The sequence below is a fragment of the Streptomyces aureoversilis genome, from assembly GCF_042657885.1.
Taxonomy (GTDB): Bacteria; Actinomycetota; Actinomycetes; order Streptomycetales; family Streptomycetaceae; genus Streptomyces; species Streptomyces aureoversilis.
This window is the reverse complement of sequence record NZ_JBHSKJ010000009.1, coordinates 275,010-294,426: the sequence shown is the minus strand read 5'-3', so window position 1 is coordinate 294,426 and position 19,417 is coordinate 275,010. Positions and strand designations below refer to the sequence as shown.

The following is a 19,417-nucleotide window of genomic DNA, read 5'->3' as shown; positions in this document are numbered from 1 at the left end:
TTCCGCCGCTGAGCATCGACGGGCTGCGCGACGGCGATCTCACGACCTGACGCGGGCTTTTCCGGAGGGAGTCGTTCCGAACTCCCCCCGACTCTGCGCCATTTGTTGCCGGGTCATGGCCACTCAGGGCGTTTGTTCCGGAATGCATTGCCCGGTGCCATGATCGGCGCTAGCTTCACTCGTCATGTACCCGCCCGCGCGCGACCTGCGCTCCGGCGGTTTTCGGATGATGTGGAGAACCCATGGCTCCTCTGCGTTCAAGACGGCACGCACTGCTGGCCGTTCCCGTCGGTCTCGCCCTCACCGCCTCGCTCGGCCTCCTGCCCGGCGTGGCCGCCGCCGCCCCGCAGCCCGAGCCCCGGGCGAAGACGGCCGCCACGGACGGCCCCCTCCTGTCGTACGTGGTGAACACCGCCACGGACCGCGCCACCCTGGCCAAGGTGAAGAAGGCCGTCGCGCAGGCCGACGGCAGCATCGTGGAAACCTACGGGCGGATAGGCGTGATCGTCGCCCACTCCAAGAACCCCGGCTTCGCCGCGGCGCTGCGCGCGGTCCCCGGCGTGCAGTCGGCGGGCGCCACCCGCACCGCGCCGATCGCCCCGGCCGGCACCACCGACGTCGGCAAGCCCGAGAAGGTGAAGCTGCCCAGGAGCAGCGCGGCGGCGGCCGCCCGTCAGCAGGCCGGCGGCGCCGAGCCGCTGGAGGACCTGCAGTGGGACCTCCCGGCCATCAAGGCCGACCAGGCCGCGAAGATCAACCCGGGCAGCCGCAAGGTCACCGTCGGCGTCATCGACACCGGCGTGGACGACACCCACCCGGACCTCGCCCCCAACTTCTCCCGGAGCCAGTCGGCGAGCTGCGTCACCGGCAAGGCCGACACCAGCCCCGGCGCGTGGCGGCCGTACGACCCGGCGGAGGACTACCACGGCACGCACGTCGCCGGGACGATAGCCGCGGCCCGCAACGGCGTCGGCGTCGCGGGCGTCGCCCCGAACGTCAAGGTCTCGGGCATCAAGGTGTCGAACAGGAGCAGCTTCTTCTACGCCGAGAGCGTGGTCTGCGCGTTCGTCTTCGCCGCCGAGCACGACATAGCGGTGACGAACAACAGCTACTACGTCGACCCGTGGATGTTCAACTGCGCCGACGACCCCGACCAGAAGGCGATATCCGAGTCGGTCGCCCGCGCCACGAAGTACGCCCAGGACAAGGGCACCGTCAACGTCGCCTCGGCCGGCAACTCCAACTTCGACCTGGCCGCCAAGGAGATCACCGACACCTCCAGCCCCAACGACCGCGGCAGGCCGGCCGAGAAGCGCAAGATCGACCCCTCGGTCTGCCTCGACGTCCCCGCCCAGCTGCCCGGCGTGGTCACCGTCTCCTCGACCGGCGTGAAGTCGGCGAAGGCCTACTACTCCAACTACGGCCTGAACCAGGTCGACGTGGCGGCCCCCGGCGGCGACAAGTACCAGGTCCCGGACCTGCCCGCCAAGGACGGCCGCATCCTCTCCACGCTGCCCGGCGGCGACTGGGGCTACCTCCAGGGCACCTCGATGGCCGGCCCGCACGTGGCCGGCGTGGCGGCGCTGATGAAGAGCGCGCACCCCAAGTCGTCCCCGCAGGAGATCCAGTGGCTCCTCAAGGCGCAGGCCGACAACCCCGGCTGCCCCACGGGCCCGTACGACGGTGACGGCGACGGCAAGGTCGACGCCGTCTGCACCGGCAACAAGAACGTCAACGGCTTCTACGGCTTCGGCATCGTCGACGCCCTGGACGCGGTGCGCTGACGCTCGCGCTCGCCGGAGGAGGGGCCGGGCCGGAGCCCGGCCCCTTCCGCACTGCGGAGGAGCCCCGCGGCGAGCAGGACCTGCGCGCCGAGGTAGGTCAGCATGATCCAGAACTGGGCGGCGGGCGCCTGGGGCCAGTCGGCGACGCCGGTGGCGATCAGGGTGTCCGACACGACGAACAGCGCACCGCCCGCCGCGGCGAGCGGCACGGTGCGGGTCGCGCACAGCGCCATCGTGACGAGCAGCAGGCTGTAGAGCGCGACGGGCACCCGCAGCCCGGCCTCCAGGTCGGGCCACAGCAGCACGACGGTGCCGAGCCAGGCCGCCCCGTAGCCGGCGGCCAGGCCGCGGGTGCGGGCGCCGCCGGAGGTGCCGTGCCGCGCGCACAGCACGAGGTAGCAGCCGTGCCCGGCGGCGAAGGACGCCATGCCGAGCAGGAACGGCACGTCGCCGCCGATCTGCAGGAGCGTGTCGCCCCCGCATCCGAACAGCAGCGCCACGACGAGCAGCCGGGGCCCGCCGCGCACGAGGACGCACGCCGCGAGCAGGGGCATCAGGGCGGGCTTGGTGACGAGCGCGACCGCGGACCCTGCCGGCAGGGCCCCCAGGTGCGCGAGGGCAACGGCGCCGAAGAGGGCGGGCAGGGCGCGGGTGGGCCTCACGCGGCCTGCTCGTGGGCGGGGGCGGTTTCCACGGCCGGGGTCCCGGCGTCCGCCGCCTCCCGCCCGGCAGCCGCCGCCTCCCGCCCGGCGTCCGTCGCGTCCTTCCCTGCGCCCGTCGTCTCCCGCTCCGCAGCCGTCGCCTCCTGCCGGGCCGCCGGCTGCCAGCCCGGCCCCCGGAACACCCGTCCCAGCCGTTCCCGCCAGTCCCGCGCCGCGCGCAGGTCGCGGGCGATGGCGGCGTATTCGTGGGTGGCGACGCGCAGCGGGTTGTAGGTGTCGATGTTCTTGGTCAGCCCGTAGACGGGCCGCTCGCCCTCGGGGACGAAGGACCCGAAGAGCCGGTCCCAGACGATGAGGATCCCGCCGAAGTTGCGGTCCAGGTAGCCGCCCTGCGAGGCGTGGTGGACCCGGTGGTGGGAGGCCGTGTTCAGGACGTATTCGAAGGGGCGGGGCAGCTTGCGCACCCGCTCGGTGTGCACCCAGAACTGGTAGACGAGGTTGGCGGACGAGCAGAAGGCCAGCGCGGCCGGGTGCACGCCCACGGCGATCATCGGCAGGTAGAAGGGCCACACGGTCAGCGTGGTCCAGGGCTGGCGCAGCGCGGTGGTGAGGTTGAACTTCCGGCTGGAGTGGTGCACCACGTGGCAGGCCCACAGGACCCTGATCACGTGGTGCCCGCGGTGCGACCAGTAGTAGAAGAAGTCCTGCACCAGGAGCATCAGCGGGAGCGTCCACCACAGCACGGGGATGCGCAGCGGCGTGAGCTCGTAGAGCGCGGTGTAGACGGCGACGATCGGAATCTTCCACAGCGCGTCGAAGACGAGACTGCCGGCGCCCATTCCGATACTGGTCGCCGCGTCCTTGGCCTCGTAGCCCGCGTCGCCCGTCTCCTCGGCGGGATGCAGCCGGTAGCTCACCAGCTCCAGCGCGGTGAGCAGGAGGAAGGCGGGTATGGACCACAGCACGACATCGGGAAGGTGCGGCATGGGCGCACGATAGGCACGTCATCAGCCGTGCCGCTAGGGGTAGTTACCCTTCGGTATCGAATTGTGTTACCCGGGGTTCGGCGTACGGGGGGAGGGCCCGTCAATGGCGTGGGCGTCTTCTCACCCGGGCATCTCGCGGTGCGGCCGGGGCGGGCGTGGGACCTTCCCCGCCCGCCGTCGCCGCACCGCCCGCTCGCCTCACTGTCAGTACGCCCCCGTATTCTCTGTGACCATGCTCGAAGACCAGACCACCGCCGACAATCCCACTCCGTGGCCGGCCGCGTATCCCGAGGGGTACGCGGTCGTCGACGTGGAGACCACCGGGCTCGCGCGGGACGACCGGATAGTGTCGGCGGCGGTCTACCAGCTGGACGCCCGCGGGCAGGTCGAGGACCACTGGTACACGCTGGTCAACCCCGAGCGTGACCCCGGGCCCGTGTGGATCCACGGTCTGACGACCGCCGTCCTGTCCGGCGCGCCGCTGTTCCCCGAGATCGCGGACGAGTTCGCGAAGCGGCTGGAGGGCAGGGTCCTGGTGGCGCACAACGCCGCCTTCGACTGGTCGATGATCGCCCGGGAGTACGCCCGCGCGCGGGCGACCGCGCCCGTGCGGCAGCGGCTGTGCACGATCGCGCTCTCCAAGGAGCTGCAGCTGCCGCTGCCCAACCACAAGCTGGAGTCGCTCGCGGCGCACTACGGCGTCGTGCAGCAGCGCGCCCACCACGCGCTCGACGACGCCCGCGTGCTGGCCGAGGCGTTCCGGCCGAGCCTGCATCTGGCGGCCAGGGCCGATCTGCGGCTCCCGCTGCTCGCCTGCCAGCCCCTGACCGAGTGGTCCGACGGCCCGGCAACTCCCCGCACTTCCGGATATATCGGGCATCAGCGTTCCTACGGCTCGTCCAACAGCTGGCGGCCCAGCCGTAAGCGGCCCGCCTGCCCGTACCCCAACCCCGGGCGGTACAAAGAGGGCGAACAGCTCATTCAGGGCATGCGGGTGGCCTTCTCGGGCGACACCTCCATCGACCGCGAGCTGCTGGAGGACCGCGCCATCGAGGCGGGGCTGCACATCGCCACCAGCGTCTCCCGGCTCACCAGCGTGCTCGTGACCAACGACCCGGACTCCCCCACGACCAAGACCACCAAGGCGCGCTCCTTCGGCACCCCGGTGATCGACGAGGCGGTCTTCGTCCAGCTGCTCTCGCACGTGGTCCCGGCGCCCGGCGGGCAGCAGGGCTGACGGAGGGCGCCGGCGGGGCACCCGATGGCCCCGGGGTAAACCGGGCCAGGTACCGTCAAATGCGTGTACCGCTTCCTGTTGTCCCGGCAGTGGGTGATCCTCACCCTCGTGGGGCTCGTCCTCATCCCCGTGATGATCAAACTGGGCTTCTGGCAGTTCCACCGCCACGAGCACCGGGTCGCGCGCAACGACTTCGTCGCCCGCAGTCTCGCCGCCGACCCCGTGCCGGTCACCGAGCTGTCCGAGCCCGGCAAGGACGTCTCCGGCGACGTCTGGCGCCAGGTCACCGCGAGCGGCACCTTCGACACCAAGGGCGAGGTCGTCGTCCGGATGCGGACCAACGCCGACGGCAAGTCCGGCTACATGGTCCTCACCCCCCTCCTGCTGGCCGACGGGCGGGCCGTGCTCGTCAACCGCGGCTGGATCCCCTCCACCGGCGAGCTGACGAAGTTCCCCGAGGTCCCCGCCCCGCCCTCCGGCAAGGTCACCGTCACCGGCCGGCTGCGCGCCGACGAGACCGACTCCAGCGGCATCAAGGACACCCGCGGCCTGCCGCCCCGTCAGGTGATGCGCATCAACAGCGAGCGCCAGGCCGCCTCGCTGCACCGTCCCGTCCTCGGCGGCTACCTCGAGCTCACCGACCCGGACCCCGGCGACAAGGGCCCCGAGCCCGTGGGCGCGCCCGACCACGACAGCATCGGCCCGCACATGGCGTACGCCGTCCAGTGGTGGCTGTTCGCCGCCTTCGTGCCGGTCGGCTGGGTCGTCCTCGTCCGCCGCGAGCGCCGCGACCGCGCCGCCGAAGCCGCCGCCGGGACCGCGGACGCCACCGGCGCACAGCCCGCGGTCGCCCGTACAGCCGCCACTCCGGAGTAGCCGCCCCGCACCGGGGGAAGACGCAGTCCGTGGCAGCACGCATCGAGGACTACGCGCTCATCGGCGACCTGCAGACCGCCGCCCTGGTCGGCCGCGACGGCTCGATCGACTGGCTCTGCCTGCCCCGCTTCGACTCGGCCGCCTGCTTCGCCGCCCTCCTGGGCGACGAGGACAACGGCCACTGGAGACTGGCCCCCGCCGGCACCCGCCCCGGCACCCCCTGCACGCGCCGCGCCCACCTCGAGGACTCCCTCGTCCTCGAAACCGTCTGGGAGACGCCGTCCGGCACCGCCAAGGTCACCGACTTCATGCCCCAGCGCGACCGCGCCCCCGACGTCGTCCGCATCGTCGAGGGCGTCTCGGGCAGCGTCGAGATGCTCGGCGTCCTGCGCCTGCGCTTCGACTACGGCAGCATCGTGCCGTGGATACGGCGCACCGACGGTCACCGCGTCGCCGTCGCCGGGCCCGACTCCGCCTGGCTGCGCAGCGAGCCTCCCGTCAAGACCTACGGCCGCGACTTCAGCACCCGCTCCGAGTTCACCGTCTCCGCCGGCGACTCGGTCGCCTTCGTCCTCACCTGGCACCCCTCCCACCAGCCGCGCCCCGCCCTCGTCGACCCCCACGAGTCCCTGCGCCACAGCCTGGAGGACTGGCGCGAGTGGGCGGGCCGCTGCTCCTACCGCGGCCCCCACCGCGAAGCCGTCGTCCGCTCCCTGATCACCCTCAAGGCGCTCACCTACGCCCCCACCGGAGGCATCGCCGCCGCCGCGACCACCTCCCTCCCCGAGGAGATCGGCGGCGTCCGCAACTGGGACTACCGCTACTGCTGGCTGCGCGACTCCACCCTGACCCTCGGCGCCCTGCTCTCCGCCGGCTACGCCGACGAGGCCGCCGCCTGGCGCTCCTGGCTCCTGCGCGCCGCCGCCGGCAACCCCGCCGACCTGCAGGTGATGTACGGCCTCGCCGGCGAGCGCCGGCTCCCCGAGACCGAACTCCCCTGGCTCCCCGGCTACGAGGGCTCCGCCCCCGTCCGTATCGGCAACGGCGCCGTCAAGCAGCTCCAGCTCGACGTCTACGGCGAGGTCATGGACTCCCTCCACCTCGGCCGCCGCTGGGGCCTGCCGGCCAAGCCCCACGAGTGGAAGCTCCAGCGCTCCCTGATGGCGTACATCGAGGAGCACTGGCGCGAGCCCGACGAGGGCATCTGGGAGATCCGCAGCCCCCGCCGTCACTTCGTCCACTCCAAGGTCATGGCCTGGGTGGCCGCCGACCGCGCCGTCCGCGCCCTCGAAGCGGACCCCGACCTGGACGGCGACGCGGACGGCTGGCGCGCCATGCGCGACGAGGTCCACCGCGAGGTCTGCGAGCGGGGCTTCGACGCCGGGCGGGGCACCTTCACCCAGTCCTACGGCTCCGAGGAGCTCGACGCCGCCACGCTCCTCATCCCCCGCGTCGGCTTCCTCCCGCCCGACGACCCGCGCGTGACCGGCACGGTCGACGCGGTCCGCCGCGAGCTGGACCACGGCGGCCTCGTCCGCCGCTACAGCTCCGACGGAAAGCCCATGGACGGCGTGCCCGGCAACGAGGGCGCGTTCCTGGCCTGTTCCTTCTGGCTGGCCGAAGCCCTGCACATGACCGGCCGCACCAAGGAAGCGCACGACCTCTTCGAGCGCCTCCTCTCCCTGCGCAACGACGTCGGCCTCCTGGCCGAGGAGTACGACCCCGGCGCCGGGCGGCACCTCGGCAACTTCCCCCAGGCGTTCAGTCACATCGGCCTGGTCAACACCGCCCTGGCGCTCTTCCCTCCGCCAGACTGACCCCATGGACCTGGGACTTAAGGACCGCACGTACGTCCTCACCGGCGCGACAAGAGGCCTGGGCAACGCCACGGCCGGGGAACTCGTCGCGGACGGCGCGAAGGCCGTCATCACCGGCCGCACGGAGGAATCCGTGCGCAAGGCCGCCTCGGCCCTGGGCCCCGACGCCCTCGGCGTGGCGGCCGACAACGCCGATCCCGCCACCGCGGACCGCGTGATCGCCGCGGCCCGCGACCACTTCGGCCGCTTCGACGGCATCCTCATCAGCGTGGGCGGCCCGCCGGCGGGAACCACGGCGGACGTCACCGACGACCAGTGGCACAGAGCGGTCGACACGATCTTCCTCGGGGCGATCCGCCTGGCCCGCACGGCAGCGGCCGCCCTCGCCCCGGGCGGGGTCATCGGGTTCGTCCTCTCGGCATCGGTCCACGAGCCGATCCGGGGCCTGACGGTCTCCAACGCCCTGCGCCCGGGCCTGGCGGGCTTCGCGAAATCCCTCTCCGCGGAACTGGGCCCGCGGGGCATCCGCGTGGTGGGCCTCCTCCCCCACCGCATCGACACGGACAGGGCCAGGGAACTGGACGCCCTCTCGGACGACCCGCAGAGAACACGGCAGCACCACACGGCACAGATCCCCCTGGGCCGCTACGGCACGCCCACCGAATTCGGCAAGACGGCGGCGTTCCTGCTCTCCCCCGCGGCGTCCTACCTCACCGGCATCATGCTCCCGGTGGACGGCGGCGCACGCCACGGCTTCTGACGGGGAGCGGACAGGAGGGGACGGGGCCGCAGGGGCAGGGGTCCGGGACGCTGCCGTGTATTTGCGGGCCCGATGAGGCGGAGGGCACCGATGCGGCGCCGGGCACGGGCCCGTAAACATACGGTCCCGGACCCCTGCCCCGGAGGCCCCGGCCCCGCACCACCCGCTCACCCCACCCGTTCGGCCCGGTGCCTGACGGCCCTCAACCGCACCTCCACCGGCAGCCGCCCCACCCCCGCCGACACCCGCGCGTGCTCCAGCGCCTCCCCGTCCAGCCGCTCCAGCGCCACCGCCGGCGACGCGTGCGGCGCCAGCGTCAGCCCCACCCGCGCCTCCGGCGCCGTCCGCCGCCCGAGCAGCGCGACGAGCGCCCGCTCCACCCCCTCCAGCGCCTCGGCCTCCGCGCAGACCGCCTCCTCCAGCGCCCGCCCCCGCAGAACCGCCTCTTCGCCGTCCCCGCTGTCCACCACCAGTTCCCTCAGGCGCCGCCGCCTCACCTGCGCCAGCAACCACCACAGCGCCAGCAGGACCACCACGGCGAGCGCGGCGATGACCGCCGGCCACCACCACCCCTCGCCGCGCCACCTCACCTGCGCGGCCCGGCTCAGCAGCACGTCCCGCGGCCCGTCGAACGGCCAGAACGACGGCAGGGACAGCCCCCACCGCCGCCGCAGGTCGAGCGACGCGACGAGGACCGACGCGCCGCCCCCGGCCAGGACCAGCCCGGCGACTCCCACCAGCACCCGATTGACGGCCTTCAGCACGGCCCCCACATCCTCACCGCTTCACCGGCCGGTTCACCCGCACCGAAACCCCGGGCTCATGCGCAAGCCCCAACTTCCGCACCCCCTCGGCGATCACCGCGTCCACATCCGCACGTACGTCGTCCAGGTCCCGGAAGTGGGACTGCGCACGCACCCGCACCCGGCGCCGGCCGACACCGACCCGTACCGACTGCACCCCCGCCACCTCCATGGCCCGGTCCCGCAGCACCAGCGCCGCGGCCCGCCTGTCGATGCCGGCCCTGAGGTCCGCGCGGTCGCGCCGCATCGGCAGGACGGACCGCAGCCCGGGCGTGACGGCGAGCACGACCAGCCACACCCCCGCCACCACGGCCACGCCGGCACAGGCGACGATCCACGCGTCCTCCAGGGGACGGGTGGCCAGCTCGCGCGCGAGCCTGCGCCGCCACCCCATGGCGGGCCGGTGCGCACGGACGGCCGCCACGTCGTACAGGAAGACACCGGCCACCCCCAGCACCACAGCGGCCACCAGAAACGCAGGCACGCGCCGCACGGACCAGAACCGCCGCGCAGGCGCCCGGACCGTGCCCGCGCCCCCGCCCGCAGCCTCGTCCCCGCGCGCCGTTTCCTCGCCCGCGCTCACCGCACCCGCTCCCGCCCCGCCGACACCGTGTGCACGGAGTGCAGCCGCTCCACGCTGACCGCGACCTCCGGCACCTCCATCCCCGCGAGAGCCCGCACCCGCTCGGCGATCCGCCGCCGCACGGCACCGCACTGCGCCCCGATGTCCGAGGGGTAGGCCAGCTCGACGGCGACCCGGACCCGCGCGACGTCGTCGTGCACGGTGACCGTGGCGTACGGCGGGGAGACCTCCGCGCCGGTCATCGGAGCACCCGTCGCCGGAGCACCCGCCGGAGCACCCCCGAAAGCGCCTTTCGCCGGGGCGCCGCTCAACGCCTCCCGCGCCGCCTGCGAAGCGATCTTCGCGACGACGCGGTCGGCGATCCGGGTCGCACCGCGCTCAGCGGCCTCCACCACCGGCCGTCACCCCCTTCGCACCCCTTGCGCCCCTTGCACACCTCGCACCCGTGACACCCGGCGCGGCGGATCCGTAGGTCACCGCCGCCGCCCCTCCCGGTCCCGGGGACGGAAGAACTCCCCCGGATCCAGGTCCCCGTCCAGGAAGCGGCCCACCACGAACCCGACCGCGCCCAGGGCAGCCACAAGCAGAAAGGCCCCGAACCCACCGAAGTACCCGGCGAACCCGAGCGCCAAGCCGGCGATCATGCCGACGACGGCCATGCTCATCCTGCGCTCCTCTACTGGAGCCTCGGCTCCGGCTCGTCCTCTTCCTCGTCGGGCAGCTTCACGTCGCTGACGGCGATGTTGACCTCGACGACTTCGAGGCCGGTCATGCGCTCCACCGCCGCGATGACGTTCTCCCGGACGGAGCGGGCGACATCCGCGATGGCCACGCCGTAATCCACGACGATCTCCAGGTCGAGGGCCGTCTGGACCTCGCCGACCTCGGCCTTCACCCCGCGGGTGACGGACCTGCCGCCCCCGGGCACCCGGTCGCGGACGGCCCCGAAGGTGCGGGAGAGGCCGCTGCCCATCGCGTGGACGCCGACGACGTCCCGCGCCGCGAGCCCGGCGATCTTCTCGACGACCCCGTCGGCGATGGTGGTGCGGCCACGGTCGGCCGGGGCGGTCGGAACGGTCTCCTTGCCGCTAACGGTCTCGCTCATCGTCCATTCGCCTCTTTCCCGTGAAAGGAAACGTCATGGCTGACGCTGACGGGCTCCGTTTGCCACCTTAGGTGCGCTTCACCCGTACCGCTCGGGGGATCCGGGGGAAACGGCCGGAGCGGACCGCTGTCCGAGTGAGCCCCCCGTCCGGAACGCGCCGGGTGGGGCAGGCTGAAGGCGAGGGGGCGGCGAAGGCCTGCCCCACAGGGCTGAGGGGTGACCACGATGGCCGCGGACCAGTGGGCACAGACCGTACGGCGGCAGCTCGCACTCGGCAGGCTGCTCCCCCTGGGTGGCGCGGCGGACGGCGCCTGGATCACGGAGTCGGCGGCCGTGGGCGTACTGCGCCGTGCGGCGCACGCCGCGCTCCCGGCGGTGCGCCTGAACGCGGCCCGCATCGCCCTCGCGAAGGCGGCCTCCCCACCGGCGGTGCCGCCGCCCCCGAGCGCGCTCCCGCCGGGGCCCCTGCGCATCGAGGCGGACTGCGCGACGACGGCGGACGTCCCGTTCCCGGAGACGGCGGCCCGGCTGCGGGCGGTGCTGGGGCGGGCCGCAGCGGAGCGGATCGGCCTGCGCGTGGAGGCGATCGACCTCAGGCTGACGGAACTGCTGGACGACAGGCCACCCCGGGACGGGCGCGACGACACCGCCGCCGCACCGGCTCCGCCCCCGGCCGGCCAGGACCCCCTGGCCCGGGCGGCCCTCTCCGTCCGGGGCGTCTCCCGCGCGACGCTGCGGACCCGGGGCGGCGATCACGTCCAGACGGACATCGCCGTGACGGCGGAGCGCCGCGCACTGGATGTGGCGCGGGAGGTCCGTGCGGCGGTGGCCCGGGTGTCCGCGCAGGCCGTACCGCCACCGCACACGGTTTCTGTCATGGTCACAGCGATAGAATCCCCGCCTGTTTGATCAAGGCGGGAGGCACAGCGGCACGCCCCCTCCGCGGAAAAGACTTCACGAGGAACACAGGGGGAGAAAGAATCATGGCGCTGAGACAGCTGCTGGCGTTCGGCGGCAGCACCTGGCTGGGAGGCGTACGCCACGCCCGCCGCCACGCCAACAGCATCTTCGCCACCGCCGGCCCCGGCCGCACCACCGACCCGGTCATAGGCCGCGTCCAGACGGCACGGGCCGTCGTCGGCGCCCTCACCACGTTCGGGCTGATATCCGTCTACGGCGTCGACGGCGGCTGGAGCGCGGTGTTCGAGGACGGGCTCACCAAGCTGTTCGTGGCACCGCTGGTCCTGCTGCTCGTCGGCCCGCTCGTCATCGCCGGCTTCATCTGGTACGTGCCGCCGCAGCACCGCCCGGTGCTGCGCTCACGGCTGCGCTACCCGCTCAGGGCCATCGCCTGGTACCTGGGCATACCGCTCGGCGCGGTCGCCGGGTTCGCGGTCCTGGCCCTGCTGCTCAAGGTCTCGCAGGGGATCTTCGCCCTCCAGGCGGTCATCTCCCTCGCCATCCTCATCGTGGGCCTGCCGTTCCTGGTCTGGGCGGCGGCGTTCCTCGTCTTCTCCTCGGGCTCCGCCGCCCGTTACGCCTTCAACACGGCCGACGTGCACGCCGCGCTGCCGGCCGTCCTCACGGCCGTCCTCGTGTGGGTGCTCAACGTCGTCCAACTCGGTGACGGCCTGCCGAACGGGCCGCTGGGGGTGCAGATGGCCGCCTTCCTCGGCGGGCCGCTGTCCGTCACGGCCGTCTCCGCCTGGGAACTGCACGTGCTGCGCACCCGCCACAACGTCCGCGTCCGCGGCTGAGTCACGGAAGGGGGCTTGCTCCCCCGGCCGGGGTCTACTCCCCCAGCCCCGCCAGGTCCCGCAGCCGCCGCCCCTGGGCGGCGCGCTCGGCGGCGCGCTGGTCGTCGTGCGTGCGGCCGGCCGCGCCGCGCAGCAGCGCCTTGGTCTCGACGACGGCGTCCCGCGGTGCGGCGAGGACGGCCGCGGCGAGGTCCTGGACGGCGGCGTCGAGCTCTCCCGCGGGCACGACCAGGTTGGCGAGGCCCGTGCGCTCGGCCTCCTCGGCGTGCACGAAGCGCCCGGTGGCGCAGATCTCGAGCGCGCGGGCGTAGCCGACGAGGGTGACCAGCGGCTGGGTGCCGCCGAGGTCGGGCACCAGGCCCAGGCTGGGCTCGCGCATGGCGAACTGCACGTCCTCGGCGCAGACCCGCAGGTCGCAGGCGAGGGCGAGCTGGAAGCCGGCGCCTATCGCATGGCCCTGGACGGCGGCGATGGAGACGATGTCGTTCCGCCGCCACCAGGTGAAGGCGGACTGGTACGCGGAGATCTCGGCGTCGAGCGCCTCTTCGGGGCCGCGGGCCAGGTCGAGGAACGAGGGCTCGCCCTCGAAGCCCTCGGGGGTGAAGGCCTGCCGGTCGAGACCGGCGGAGAAGGACTTGCCCTCCCCGCGCAGCACGACGATCCGCACGCTGCCCGGGAGCAGCCGCCCGGCTTCGGTCAGCGCCCGCCAGAGCGCGGGCGACTGGGCATTGCGCTTGGCGGGGTTGGTGAGGGCGACGGTGGCCACCGCGTCATCCACGGTGAGCCGTACGCCGTCCTGGTCGAGCAGAGTCTTGGGGGTACTCATCAGGGCCTCCGATCGGACTACTGCACAGTAGGTGACTGCACAGTAACCACCCGGTCGACTGCTCGACCGACCGGGTGGCACTGTCCACACTGTCGGTTGCCCTGGGGTGCGCGGGGCGTCAGGCCGAGGCGGCCTTCTTGCCGCGCGTCGCTCCGCCGCGACCCCGGAGGATCACGCCGGATTCACTGAGCATCCGGTGAACGAAGCCGTAGGAGCGGCCGGTCTCTTCGGCCAGCGCCCTGATGCTCGCACCGGAGTCGTACTTCTTCTTCAGGTCTGCCGCGAGCTTCTCGCGCGCGGCGCCGGTCACCCGGCTGCCCTTCTTCAGAGTCTCGGCCACCCGTGCCTCCTCATGGGAGATGCGCCTCTTGACTCTCATGATCACCCCTATACGGCCTCCTGGCCACCCATTCGACAAGGTCCATGAGAAGTCCGCGGGCCCCGGCGGCCCTGAAATCCGGCGTCGGCGGCCTTTGGAACAGGCAATTCCGAACGGGCGCGCCCGTACGGCCGTACGGGTGGCGTAGCGAAGGGGCAGGTCAGACGGGGCACTCCCGCCCGGTGGTGCGAACGCCCCGGCGCATGACACTGGTCGTGCGCCGGGGCGGCGGGTGGCAGCGGGGTACGAGCCGCTCTCACTCAGATGATGGATCACCCGTCGGCCGAATGATCGGGACGGCACCGATCACGCCCGGTACGGGGCGGGGGGTCAGGCGAGGGCGACCAGGTCCGCGTAGTCCGGGCCCCAGAGGTCCTCGACGCCGTCCGGAAGCAGGATGATGCGCTCCGGCTCGAGCGCGTCGACCGCTCCCTCGTCGTGGGTCACCAGCACCACCGCGCCCTTGTACGTGCGCAGCGCGCCGAGGATCTCCTCGCGGCTGGCCGGGTCGAGGTTGTTGGTGGGCTCGTCGAGCAGCAGCACGTTGGCGGAGGAGACGACCAGGGTGGCCAGGGCCAGCCGGGTCTTCTCGCCGCCGGAGAGCACGCCCGCGGGCTTGTCGACGTCGTCGCCGGAGAAGAGGAAGGAGCCCAGCGTCTTGCGGACCTCGACCAGGTCGAGGTCGGGCGCGGAGGAGCGCATGTTCTCCAGGACCGTGCGGTCCGGGTCGAGCGTCTCGTGCTCCTGGGCGTAGTAGCCGAGCTTGAGGCCGTGGCCGGGGGTGACCTGGCCGGTGTCGGGCCTCTCGGCGCCGGCGAGCAGCCGCAGCAGCGTGGTCTTGCCCGCGCCGTTGAGGCCGAGGATGACCACGCGCGAGCCCTTGTCGATGGCCAGGTCGACGTCGGTGAAGATCTCCAGCGAGCCGTAGGACTTCGACAGGCCCTCGGCGGTGAGCGGGGTCTTGCCGCACGGCGCGGGCTCCGGGAAGCGAAGCTTGGCGACCTTGTCGGAGACGCGGACCTCGTCCAGGCCCTTGAGCAGCCGCTCGGCGCGCTTGGCCATGTTCTGCGCGGCGACGGTCTTGGTGGCCTTGGCGCGCATCTTGTCGGCCTGCGAGTTGAGGGCCGCGGCCTTCTTCTCGGCGTTCTGGCGCTCGCGCTTGCGGCGCTTCTCGTCGGCCTCGCGCTGCTGCTGGTAGAGCTTCCAGCCCATGTTGTAGACGTCGATCTGCGAGCGGTTCGCGTCGAGGTAGAAGACCTTGTTGACGACGGTCTCGACGAGGTCGACGTCGTGGGAGATCACGATGAAGCCGCCGCGGTACGTCTTGAGGTAGTCCCGCAGCCAGGCGATGGAGTCGGCGTCGAGGTGGTTGGTGGGCTCGTCGAGGAGCAGCACGTCGGCGTCGGAGAAGAGGATCCGGGCCAGCTCGACGCGGCGGCGCTGACCGCCGGAGAGGGTGTGCAGGGGCTGGCCGAGGATGCGGTCGGGCAGGCCGAGGGCGGCCGCGATGGTGGCGGCCTCCGCCTCGGCGGCGTAGCCGCCCTTGGTGAGGAACTCGGTCTCCAGGCGGGCGTACTTCTTCATCGCGTTGTCGCGGGTGGCGCCCTTGCCGTTGGCCATGCGCTCCTCGTTCTCGCGCATCTTGCGCAGGACGGAGTCGAGGCCGCGGGCGGAGAGGATGCGGTCGCGGGCGAGCACGTCGAGGTCGCCGGTGCGCGGGTCCTGCGGGAGGTAGCCGACCTCGCCGGAGCGGCTGATCGTGCCGCCCGCGGGCATGCCCTCGCCGGCCAGGCACTTGGTGAGGGTGGTCTTGCCCGCGCCGTTGCGGCCCACGAGGCCGATGCGGTCGCCCTTCGCGATGCGGAAGGAAGCGTTCTCGATGAGGATGCGGGCGCCGGCGCGCAGCTCGATGCCGGAGGCGGTGATCACGGGGATTACTCCAGGGCGTGGTGGACGGCGGTGGGGACGGGGGGTGAACTCGGCAGCGCGCGGGCGGGCCCTTGCGGGCGCGCGGGCGACGGGCGGCCGGCGCCGTCTAATGCACGAGGAGGAATGCCATACCCATCAGTCTAACGGGGAAGCGCAACTCGCTTTCCGGGGCGTTTCCGGGTCCGCGGACCGGCCGCCGTGCGGGTCAGGCGAAGGGGCGGTCCGCGGAGAACGCCGCGATCCGGGACGTCCACGGCGTTCCGGGGGCGCAGTGGCGTGCGATCAGGAGGACGTCGGCGCGGCGGGCCGTGCGGGAGGCGTCGAAGGCGCAGCCGGGCCCCGCTTCGCGGTGCCACCGGAGGCCGCCGTCGCCGAGCGCGTAGGCGGTGACCAGCCGCGGGGTGACGACGGCCACGGCGCCCGGCCGCGGGCCGAGCAGCTGGAGGGTGCCGGGCGCGCGCCGGGCGGCCGGGGCCCCGGGCCAGCCGGGGGCGCCGCGGTGCCAGACGGAGAGGGAGCCGTCGCGCAGGGCGGTGCCGGTGACGAGGCCGTCGTCCCACAGGGCGACGGCCGCGCCGCGGGCGGGGCGGGCCTGGAGGGGGTGGTGGCCGTCCCGGGCGTACGTCCAGCGGCGCGCGCCCGTGCCCGGGTCGTACGCCTCCAGGCCGCCCCGCGCGAGGCGCAGCCGGGGGGCGCGGGCGGCGCCGGAGAGGGCCGGGCGGGCGGCGGCGTGCAGGGTGAGCCGGTCGCCGAAGGGGGCGTGCTGGACGTGGCGGGCCGCGGCGGCCATCAGCAGGACCAGGAGCAGGGTGGTGAGGAGCAGCGCGAGGGAGGCCGGGAAGGGGGTGCCGCGGCCGCCGTGCACCGTATCCGCCGTCGCCATGGGGGCACTCCTTCCGTACCGTTTGTCCTGGATATCCGGGGCACCGCCGGACGGCCCCGCCGACACGCCGGACCAGACATTTCCGCAATAGCCATAAATGGGGCGATTCGCCGATACTCAGGGATGGGAAGGCGGTGGGCGCATGCAGTTCGACGACGACGCGGGACTGGACACCTCCCAGGTCCAGGACGAGCGCGGCAGCCGGATCCCGGGCGGCGGGATGACCATCGGCGGCGGCATCGTCGGGCTGGTCGCGCTGATGCTCGGGCTGTTCTTCGGCATCGGCCCGCAGGAGCTCGGGCTCACCTCCGAACCGGCGCCGGGCGGCACCTCCAACAGCGACGCCCAGGTCACCCGGGACTGCAAGACGGGCCGGGACGCCAACACCCGCGAGGACTGCCGCATCGTCGCCGTGGTCAACAGCGCCCAGTCCTTCTGGAGCCGGGAATTCGCCCGCCGCTCGGCCACCTACACGCCGGCGTCGACGGTCTTCTTCACCGGCCAGGTCCGCACGGCCTGCGGAGCCGCGTCCTCGGCCGTCGGGCCCTTCTACTGCCCCGGCGACCGGAAGGTCTACCTCGACCTCGGGTTCTTCGACGAGCTGCGGACGAAGTTCGGGGCGAGCGGCGGCCCGTTCGCCGAGGCCTACGTCGTCGCGCACGAGTACGGGCACCACGTCCAGAACCTGATGGGCACGCTCGGCCGCTCCCAGGACGGCGGCACGGGCGCCGGGAGCAACGCCGTCAGGGTCGAGCTGCAGGCCGACTGCTACGCGGGGGTCTGGGCCCGGCACGCGACGACCACGCCCGAGAAGTCCAGCGGGCGCCCCCTGATCAAACAGCTGACCGAGGCGGACATCGCCGACGGCCTGTCGGCGGCCGCGGCCGTCGGCGACGACCGCATCCAGGAGAAGTTCCAGGGCCGGGTGACCCCCGAGAGCTGGACGCACGGCTCGGCCGCGCAGCGGCAGCAGTGGTTCAACACGGGGCACAGCACGGGGGACATGGCCCGGTGCAACACCTTCCGCTGACCGTTCCACCGACCAACGATTCCGCCGGCCAACGATTCCGCCGACCGAGGAGTGACCTCAGATGACAGGCACGCACACGCCGGGCATCTGCCCCACGCTGCTCTACCGCGACGCGAAGGCGGCGATCGCACAGCTCACCAAGGCGTTCGGCTTCACCCGGGCCGCCCTGTACGAGAGCGAGGACGGCACGGTCCTGCACGCCGAACTCGCCTACGGCAACGGCAGGGTGATGATCGGTTCGAAGGGACGGGTGGGGGTGTTCGCCGAGGCCATGCGCGAGAGCGGCCCGGTGGGCGTCTACGTCGTGGTCGAGGACACCGACGCGCACTTCCGGCAGGCCGAGAAGAGCGGCGTGGAGATCCTGATGCCGCCCACGGACCAGGAGTACGGCTCGCGGGACTACATGGCGCGGGACCTGGAGGGGAACGTGTGGAGCTTCGGGACGTACGTCCCGGCCGGGTGAGCCCGGCGCGGGCCGCGGCCCGCGGGGACGGGCCCGGCCCGGGCCGGCCGGGCTCCTAGGCTCCGCCCGTGTGGACCTGGAAGGCCGCCTTCCGGACAGCCTTGGCCAAGGCCGGGTCCGGGTGTGCCGCCGCGAGGGCGACCAGCACCTGCACCGTGCGCGGGTGCCCCACCGCCCGCACCTCCTCCAGCAGCCCCGGCACCGTGCCCTGGACGGCCGAGTCGAGGTGCCGCACCAGCAGCCGGCTCTCCCCGTGGTCGGCGACGGCCGCGGCGGTGTCCACCCACAGCCATGTGGCCTCCTCGCGGGTGAGCACCTCGGCGGCCTGCTCCGGGTCGCGGCCCTCGTGCTCGGCGAGCCACAGCAGGGCGTAGGGCCGCAGGCACGGCTCGTCGGCCACGGCCCGCACGGCCGGTTCCGCGGCCGCGCCGACCGCGCGCAGGGCCTCGAAGGCCAGGCCCCGCACGAGGGCGTCGTCGCCGCGGGCGGCGTCGAGGAGCTCGCTGAGGGCGCTGCCGGCGGGGCGGGCCGCCAGCCAGGCGCGGTACTCGGCGCGGGCCGGGCCCGGCGTGAGGTCGGCGCAGCCGCGCAGCATGGCCTCGGCGGACAGCTCGATGTTGCCCGCGGGGCTCTGGGCGGCGACGCAGATCTGCTCCAGCTTGACCCACACCGCCCAGTTGCCGAGCGGGGTCAGCACGGCTTCGGCCCCCGGCCCGGTGCCGCCGGGCACGAGCAGGGCGCCGACGGAGGCGAGCCCTTCGAGGGCCCAGGCCAGCAGCTCCTCCAGGGGATCCTCGTCGGTGGGCGCGGACCGGGCCGGGGGCACCGGGCGGCCGCCGTAGGGCACTTCGCAGCGCTCGGCGCGGATCTCGGCGACGCGCTGCTGGAGCAGGTCGAGGAGCATCGGCACGGCCACCGGCCCGGCCGACAGGTGCATGACGGACAGCAGCTGCGGCGCGGCCTCGACGACCTCGGCGGCGACCGTCGCGTCGGTGCCCGCGGGCGCGGGGTGGGCGAGCGACCAGGCGTCGAAGAGGGCGACCCAGCCGCGCAGGACGGCGCCGTCGTCGCGGTCCCACGCCTGCAGGCGCCAGCCGGGGCGGGCGGTGCCGCCGTGGAGCTCGACGAGCCCGGCGAGGCGGGCGTGGTCCCAGTCGGTGCGCGCCTGGTGGGGCGTCAGGTGCAGGGCCGCGGCGGCCCGCTCGGCCGTCTCCGCGGAGAGCCCTCCGGTGGTGCCGGGGCGCAAGGTGGCGCCGCGGCCGCGCTCGTCGGCCGCCCAGCGGGCCACGCGGACCGCGCCGGTGAGGCAGTTTCTGGCCTGCCGGGCCAGCTCCGCCGGTGCCGGCGTGCCGGCGGGCGGGCGGGGCGCCGGGCGGGAGCCTCGGTTCGCCACGGCCCGGCGGGCAGCGGCGATCGGCTGTCGGGGGACAAGTCTGAGCCGGGAGTCGCGCGGAGTACGGGACGTCACAGGAGCAGTCTTGCCGCTGCCGCTCCGAAAACCCAATCGGAATCAATTGTCCAGCCGTCCGCCATTCAC

The 19,417-nt window shown here is 73.5% G+C and carries 21 protein-coding genes; 9 read left to right on the top strand and 12 right to left on the bottom strand.

Going from position 1 to position 19,417, the window contains the following annotated elements; translation table 11 throughout:
* The first annotated feature begins 242 nt into the window (after positions 1–242).
* Positions 243–1,784, top strand: coding sequence for a S8 family peptidase (locus tag ACFPP6_RS18395; RefSeq protein ID WP_382043196.1), 1,542 nt, complete (start codon positions 243–245; stop codon positions 1,782–1,784).
* On the opposite strand, the gene ACFPP6_RS18390 is transcribed toward ACFPP6_RS18395, so the two are convergent.
* Together ACFPP6_RS18390 and ACFPP6_RS18385 are read right to left on the bottom strand one after the other, a co-directional pair.
* A complete protein-coding gene (locus tag ACFPP6_RS18390) occupies positions 1,742–2,446 on the bottom strand; it encodes a lysoplasmalogenase (RefSeq protein ID WP_382043193.1) in 705 nt (234 codons plus the stop codon). The two genes, ACFPP6_RS18395 and ACFPP6_RS18390, sit on opposite strands and share 43 nt — an antisense overlap.
* Entirely contained in the window at positions 2,443–3,432 is a 990-nt protein-coding gene (locus tag ACFPP6_RS18385) for a sterol desaturase family protein (RefSeq protein ID WP_382043190.1), read from the bottom strand. The genes ACFPP6_RS18390 and ACFPP6_RS18385 overlap by 4 nt, the downstream gene beginning before the upstream one ends.
* 232 nt (positions 3,433–3,664) lie before the next feature.
* Between ACFPP6_RS18385 and ACFPP6_RS18380 the strand changes: the two genes are divergently transcribed.
* The 4 genes from ACFPP6_RS18380 to ACFPP6_RS18365 all read left to right on the top strand — a co-directional run bounded on the left by ACFPP6_RS18380 (position 3,665) and on the right by ACFPP6_RS18365 (position 8,122).
* Positions 3,665–4,669 (top strand): DEDDh family exonuclease, encoded by a 1,005-nt coding sequence (locus ACFPP6_RS18380; RefSeq protein WP_382043188.1) that lies wholly within the window; start codon positions 3,665–3,667, stop codon positions 4,667–4,669.
* Between the two features lie 63 nt (positions 4,670–4,732).
* Positions 4,733–5,545, top strand: coding sequence for an SURF1 family cytochrome oxidase biogenesis protein (locus ACFPP6_RS18375; protein WP_382043185.1), 813 nt, complete (start codon positions 4,733–4,735; stop codon positions 5,543–5,545).
* 29 nt (positions 5,546–5,574) lie between these two features.
* Positions 5,575–7,362 (top strand): glycoside hydrolase family 15 protein, encoded by a 1,788-nt coding sequence (locus ACFPP6_RS18370; protein ID WP_382043183.1) that lies wholly within the window; start codon positions 5,575–5,577, stop codon positions 7,360–7,362.
* Between the two features lie 4 nt (positions 7,363–7,366).
* A complete protein-coding gene (locus ACFPP6_RS18365; protein ID WP_382043180.1) occupies positions 7,367–8,122 on the top strand; it encodes an SDR family oxidoreductase in 756 nt (251 codons plus the stop codon).
* 167 nt (positions 8,123–8,289) lie between these two features.
* Here the strand turns inward: ACFPP6_RS18365 and amaP are convergent, their stop codons facing one another.
* From amaP to ACFPP6_RS18340, 5 genes are all read right to left on the bottom strand, one after another.
* A complete protein-coding gene (amaP, locus tag ACFPP6_RS18360) occupies positions 8,290–8,895 on the bottom strand; it encodes an alkaline shock response membrane anchor protein AmaP (protein WP_382043177.1) in 606 nt (201 codons plus the stop codon).
* A gap of 4 nt (positions 8,896–8,899) precedes the next feature.
* Complete coding sequence (locus ACFPP6_RS18355; protein ID WP_382043175.1) at positions 8,900–9,508, bottom strand: DUF6286 domain-containing protein; 609 nt, start codon at positions 9,506–9,508, stop codon at positions 8,900–8,902.
* On the bottom strand, positions 9,505–9,900 hold the full coding sequence (locus tag ACFPP6_RS18350) for an Asp23/Gls24 family envelope stress response protein (protein ID WP_382043313.1): 396 nt from the start codon (positions 9,898–9,900) through the stop codon (positions 9,505–9,507). Before ACFPP6_RS18350 ends, ACFPP6_RS18355 begins: the two co-directional genes overlap by 4 nt.
* Positions 9,901–9,981: 81 nt before the next feature.
* A complete protein-coding gene (locus ACFPP6_RS18345) occupies positions 9,982–10,173 on the bottom strand; it encodes a hypothetical protein (protein WP_058044990.1) in 192 nt (63 codons plus the stop codon).
* 11 nt (positions 10,174–10,184) lie between these two features.
* Positions 10,185–10,613 (bottom strand): Asp23/Gls24 family envelope stress response protein, encoded by a 429-nt coding sequence (locus tag ACFPP6_RS18340; RefSeq protein WP_382043172.1) that lies wholly within the window; start codon positions 10,611–10,613, stop codon positions 10,185–10,187.
* 225 nt (positions 10,614–10,838) lie between these two features.
* Here ACFPP6_RS18340 and ACFPP6_RS18335 point away from each other — a divergent pair, with 225 nt between their 5' ends.
* Positions 10,839–11,522 (top strand): nucleopolyhedrovirus P10 family protein, encoded by a 684-nt coding sequence (locus ACFPP6_RS18335; RefSeq protein WP_382043170.1) that lies wholly within the window; start codon positions 10,839–10,841, stop codon positions 11,520–11,522.
* 74 nt (positions 11,523–11,596) lie between these two features.
* A complete protein-coding gene (locus tag ACFPP6_RS18330; RefSeq protein WP_382043167.1) occupies positions 11,597–12,370 on the top strand; it encodes a hypothetical protein in 774 nt (257 codons plus the stop codon).
* 34 nt (positions 12,371–12,404) lie between these two features.
* On the opposite strand, the gene ACFPP6_RS18325 is transcribed toward ACFPP6_RS18330, so the two are convergent.
* The 4 genes from ACFPP6_RS18325 to ACFPP6_RS18310 form a co-directional block, all read right to left on the bottom strand.
* Positions 12,405–13,196, bottom strand: a complete 792-nt coding sequence (locus ACFPP6_RS18325) for an enoyl-CoA hydratase/isomerase family protein (protein WP_382043165.1) — start codon at positions 13,194–13,196, stop codon at positions 12,405–12,407.
* A gap of 118 nt (positions 13,197–13,314) precedes the next feature.
* The gene (locus tag ACFPP6_RS18320; protein ID WP_030366669.1) at positions 13,315–13,536 is read right to left on the bottom strand and encodes a helix-turn-helix domain-containing protein; all 222 of its coding nucleotides are present in this window, start codon (positions 13,534–13,536) and stop codon (positions 13,315–13,317) included.
* A gap of 369 nt (positions 13,537–13,905) precedes the next feature.
* Entirely contained in the window at positions 13,906–15,504 is a 1,599-nt protein-coding gene (locus ACFPP6_RS18315) for an ABC-F family ATP-binding cassette domain-containing protein (protein ID WP_382043162.1), read from the bottom strand.
* A 205-nt stretch (positions 15,505–15,709) separates the two neighbouring features.
* Entirely contained in the window at positions 15,710–16,387 is a 678-nt protein-coding gene (locus ACFPP6_RS18310; RefSeq protein WP_382043159.1) for a hypothetical protein, read from the bottom strand.
* A 142-nt stretch (positions 16,388–16,529) separates the two neighbouring features.
* Here ACFPP6_RS18310 and ypfJ point away from each other — a divergent pair, with 142 nt between their 5' ends.
* A complete protein-coding gene (ypfJ, locus tag ACFPP6_RS18305) occupies positions 16,530–17,417 on the top strand; it encodes a KPN_02809 family neutral zinc metallopeptidase (RefSeq protein ID WP_382043156.1) in 888 nt (295 codons plus the stop codon).
* A gap of 61 nt (positions 17,418–17,478) precedes the next feature.
* A complete protein-coding gene (locus ACFPP6_RS18300) occupies positions 17,479–17,880 on the top strand; it encodes a VOC family protein (protein WP_382043153.1) in 402 nt (133 codons plus the stop codon).
* A 55-nt stretch (positions 17,881–17,935) separates the two neighbouring features.
* Here the strand turns inward: ACFPP6_RS18300 and ACFPP6_RS18295 are convergent, their stop codons facing one another.
* A complete protein-coding gene (locus tag ACFPP6_RS18295) occupies positions 17,936–19,348 on the bottom strand; it encodes a hypothetical protein (protein WP_382043150.1) in 1,413 nt (470 codons plus the stop codon).
* Positions 19,349–19,417 lie beyond the last annotated feature (69 nt).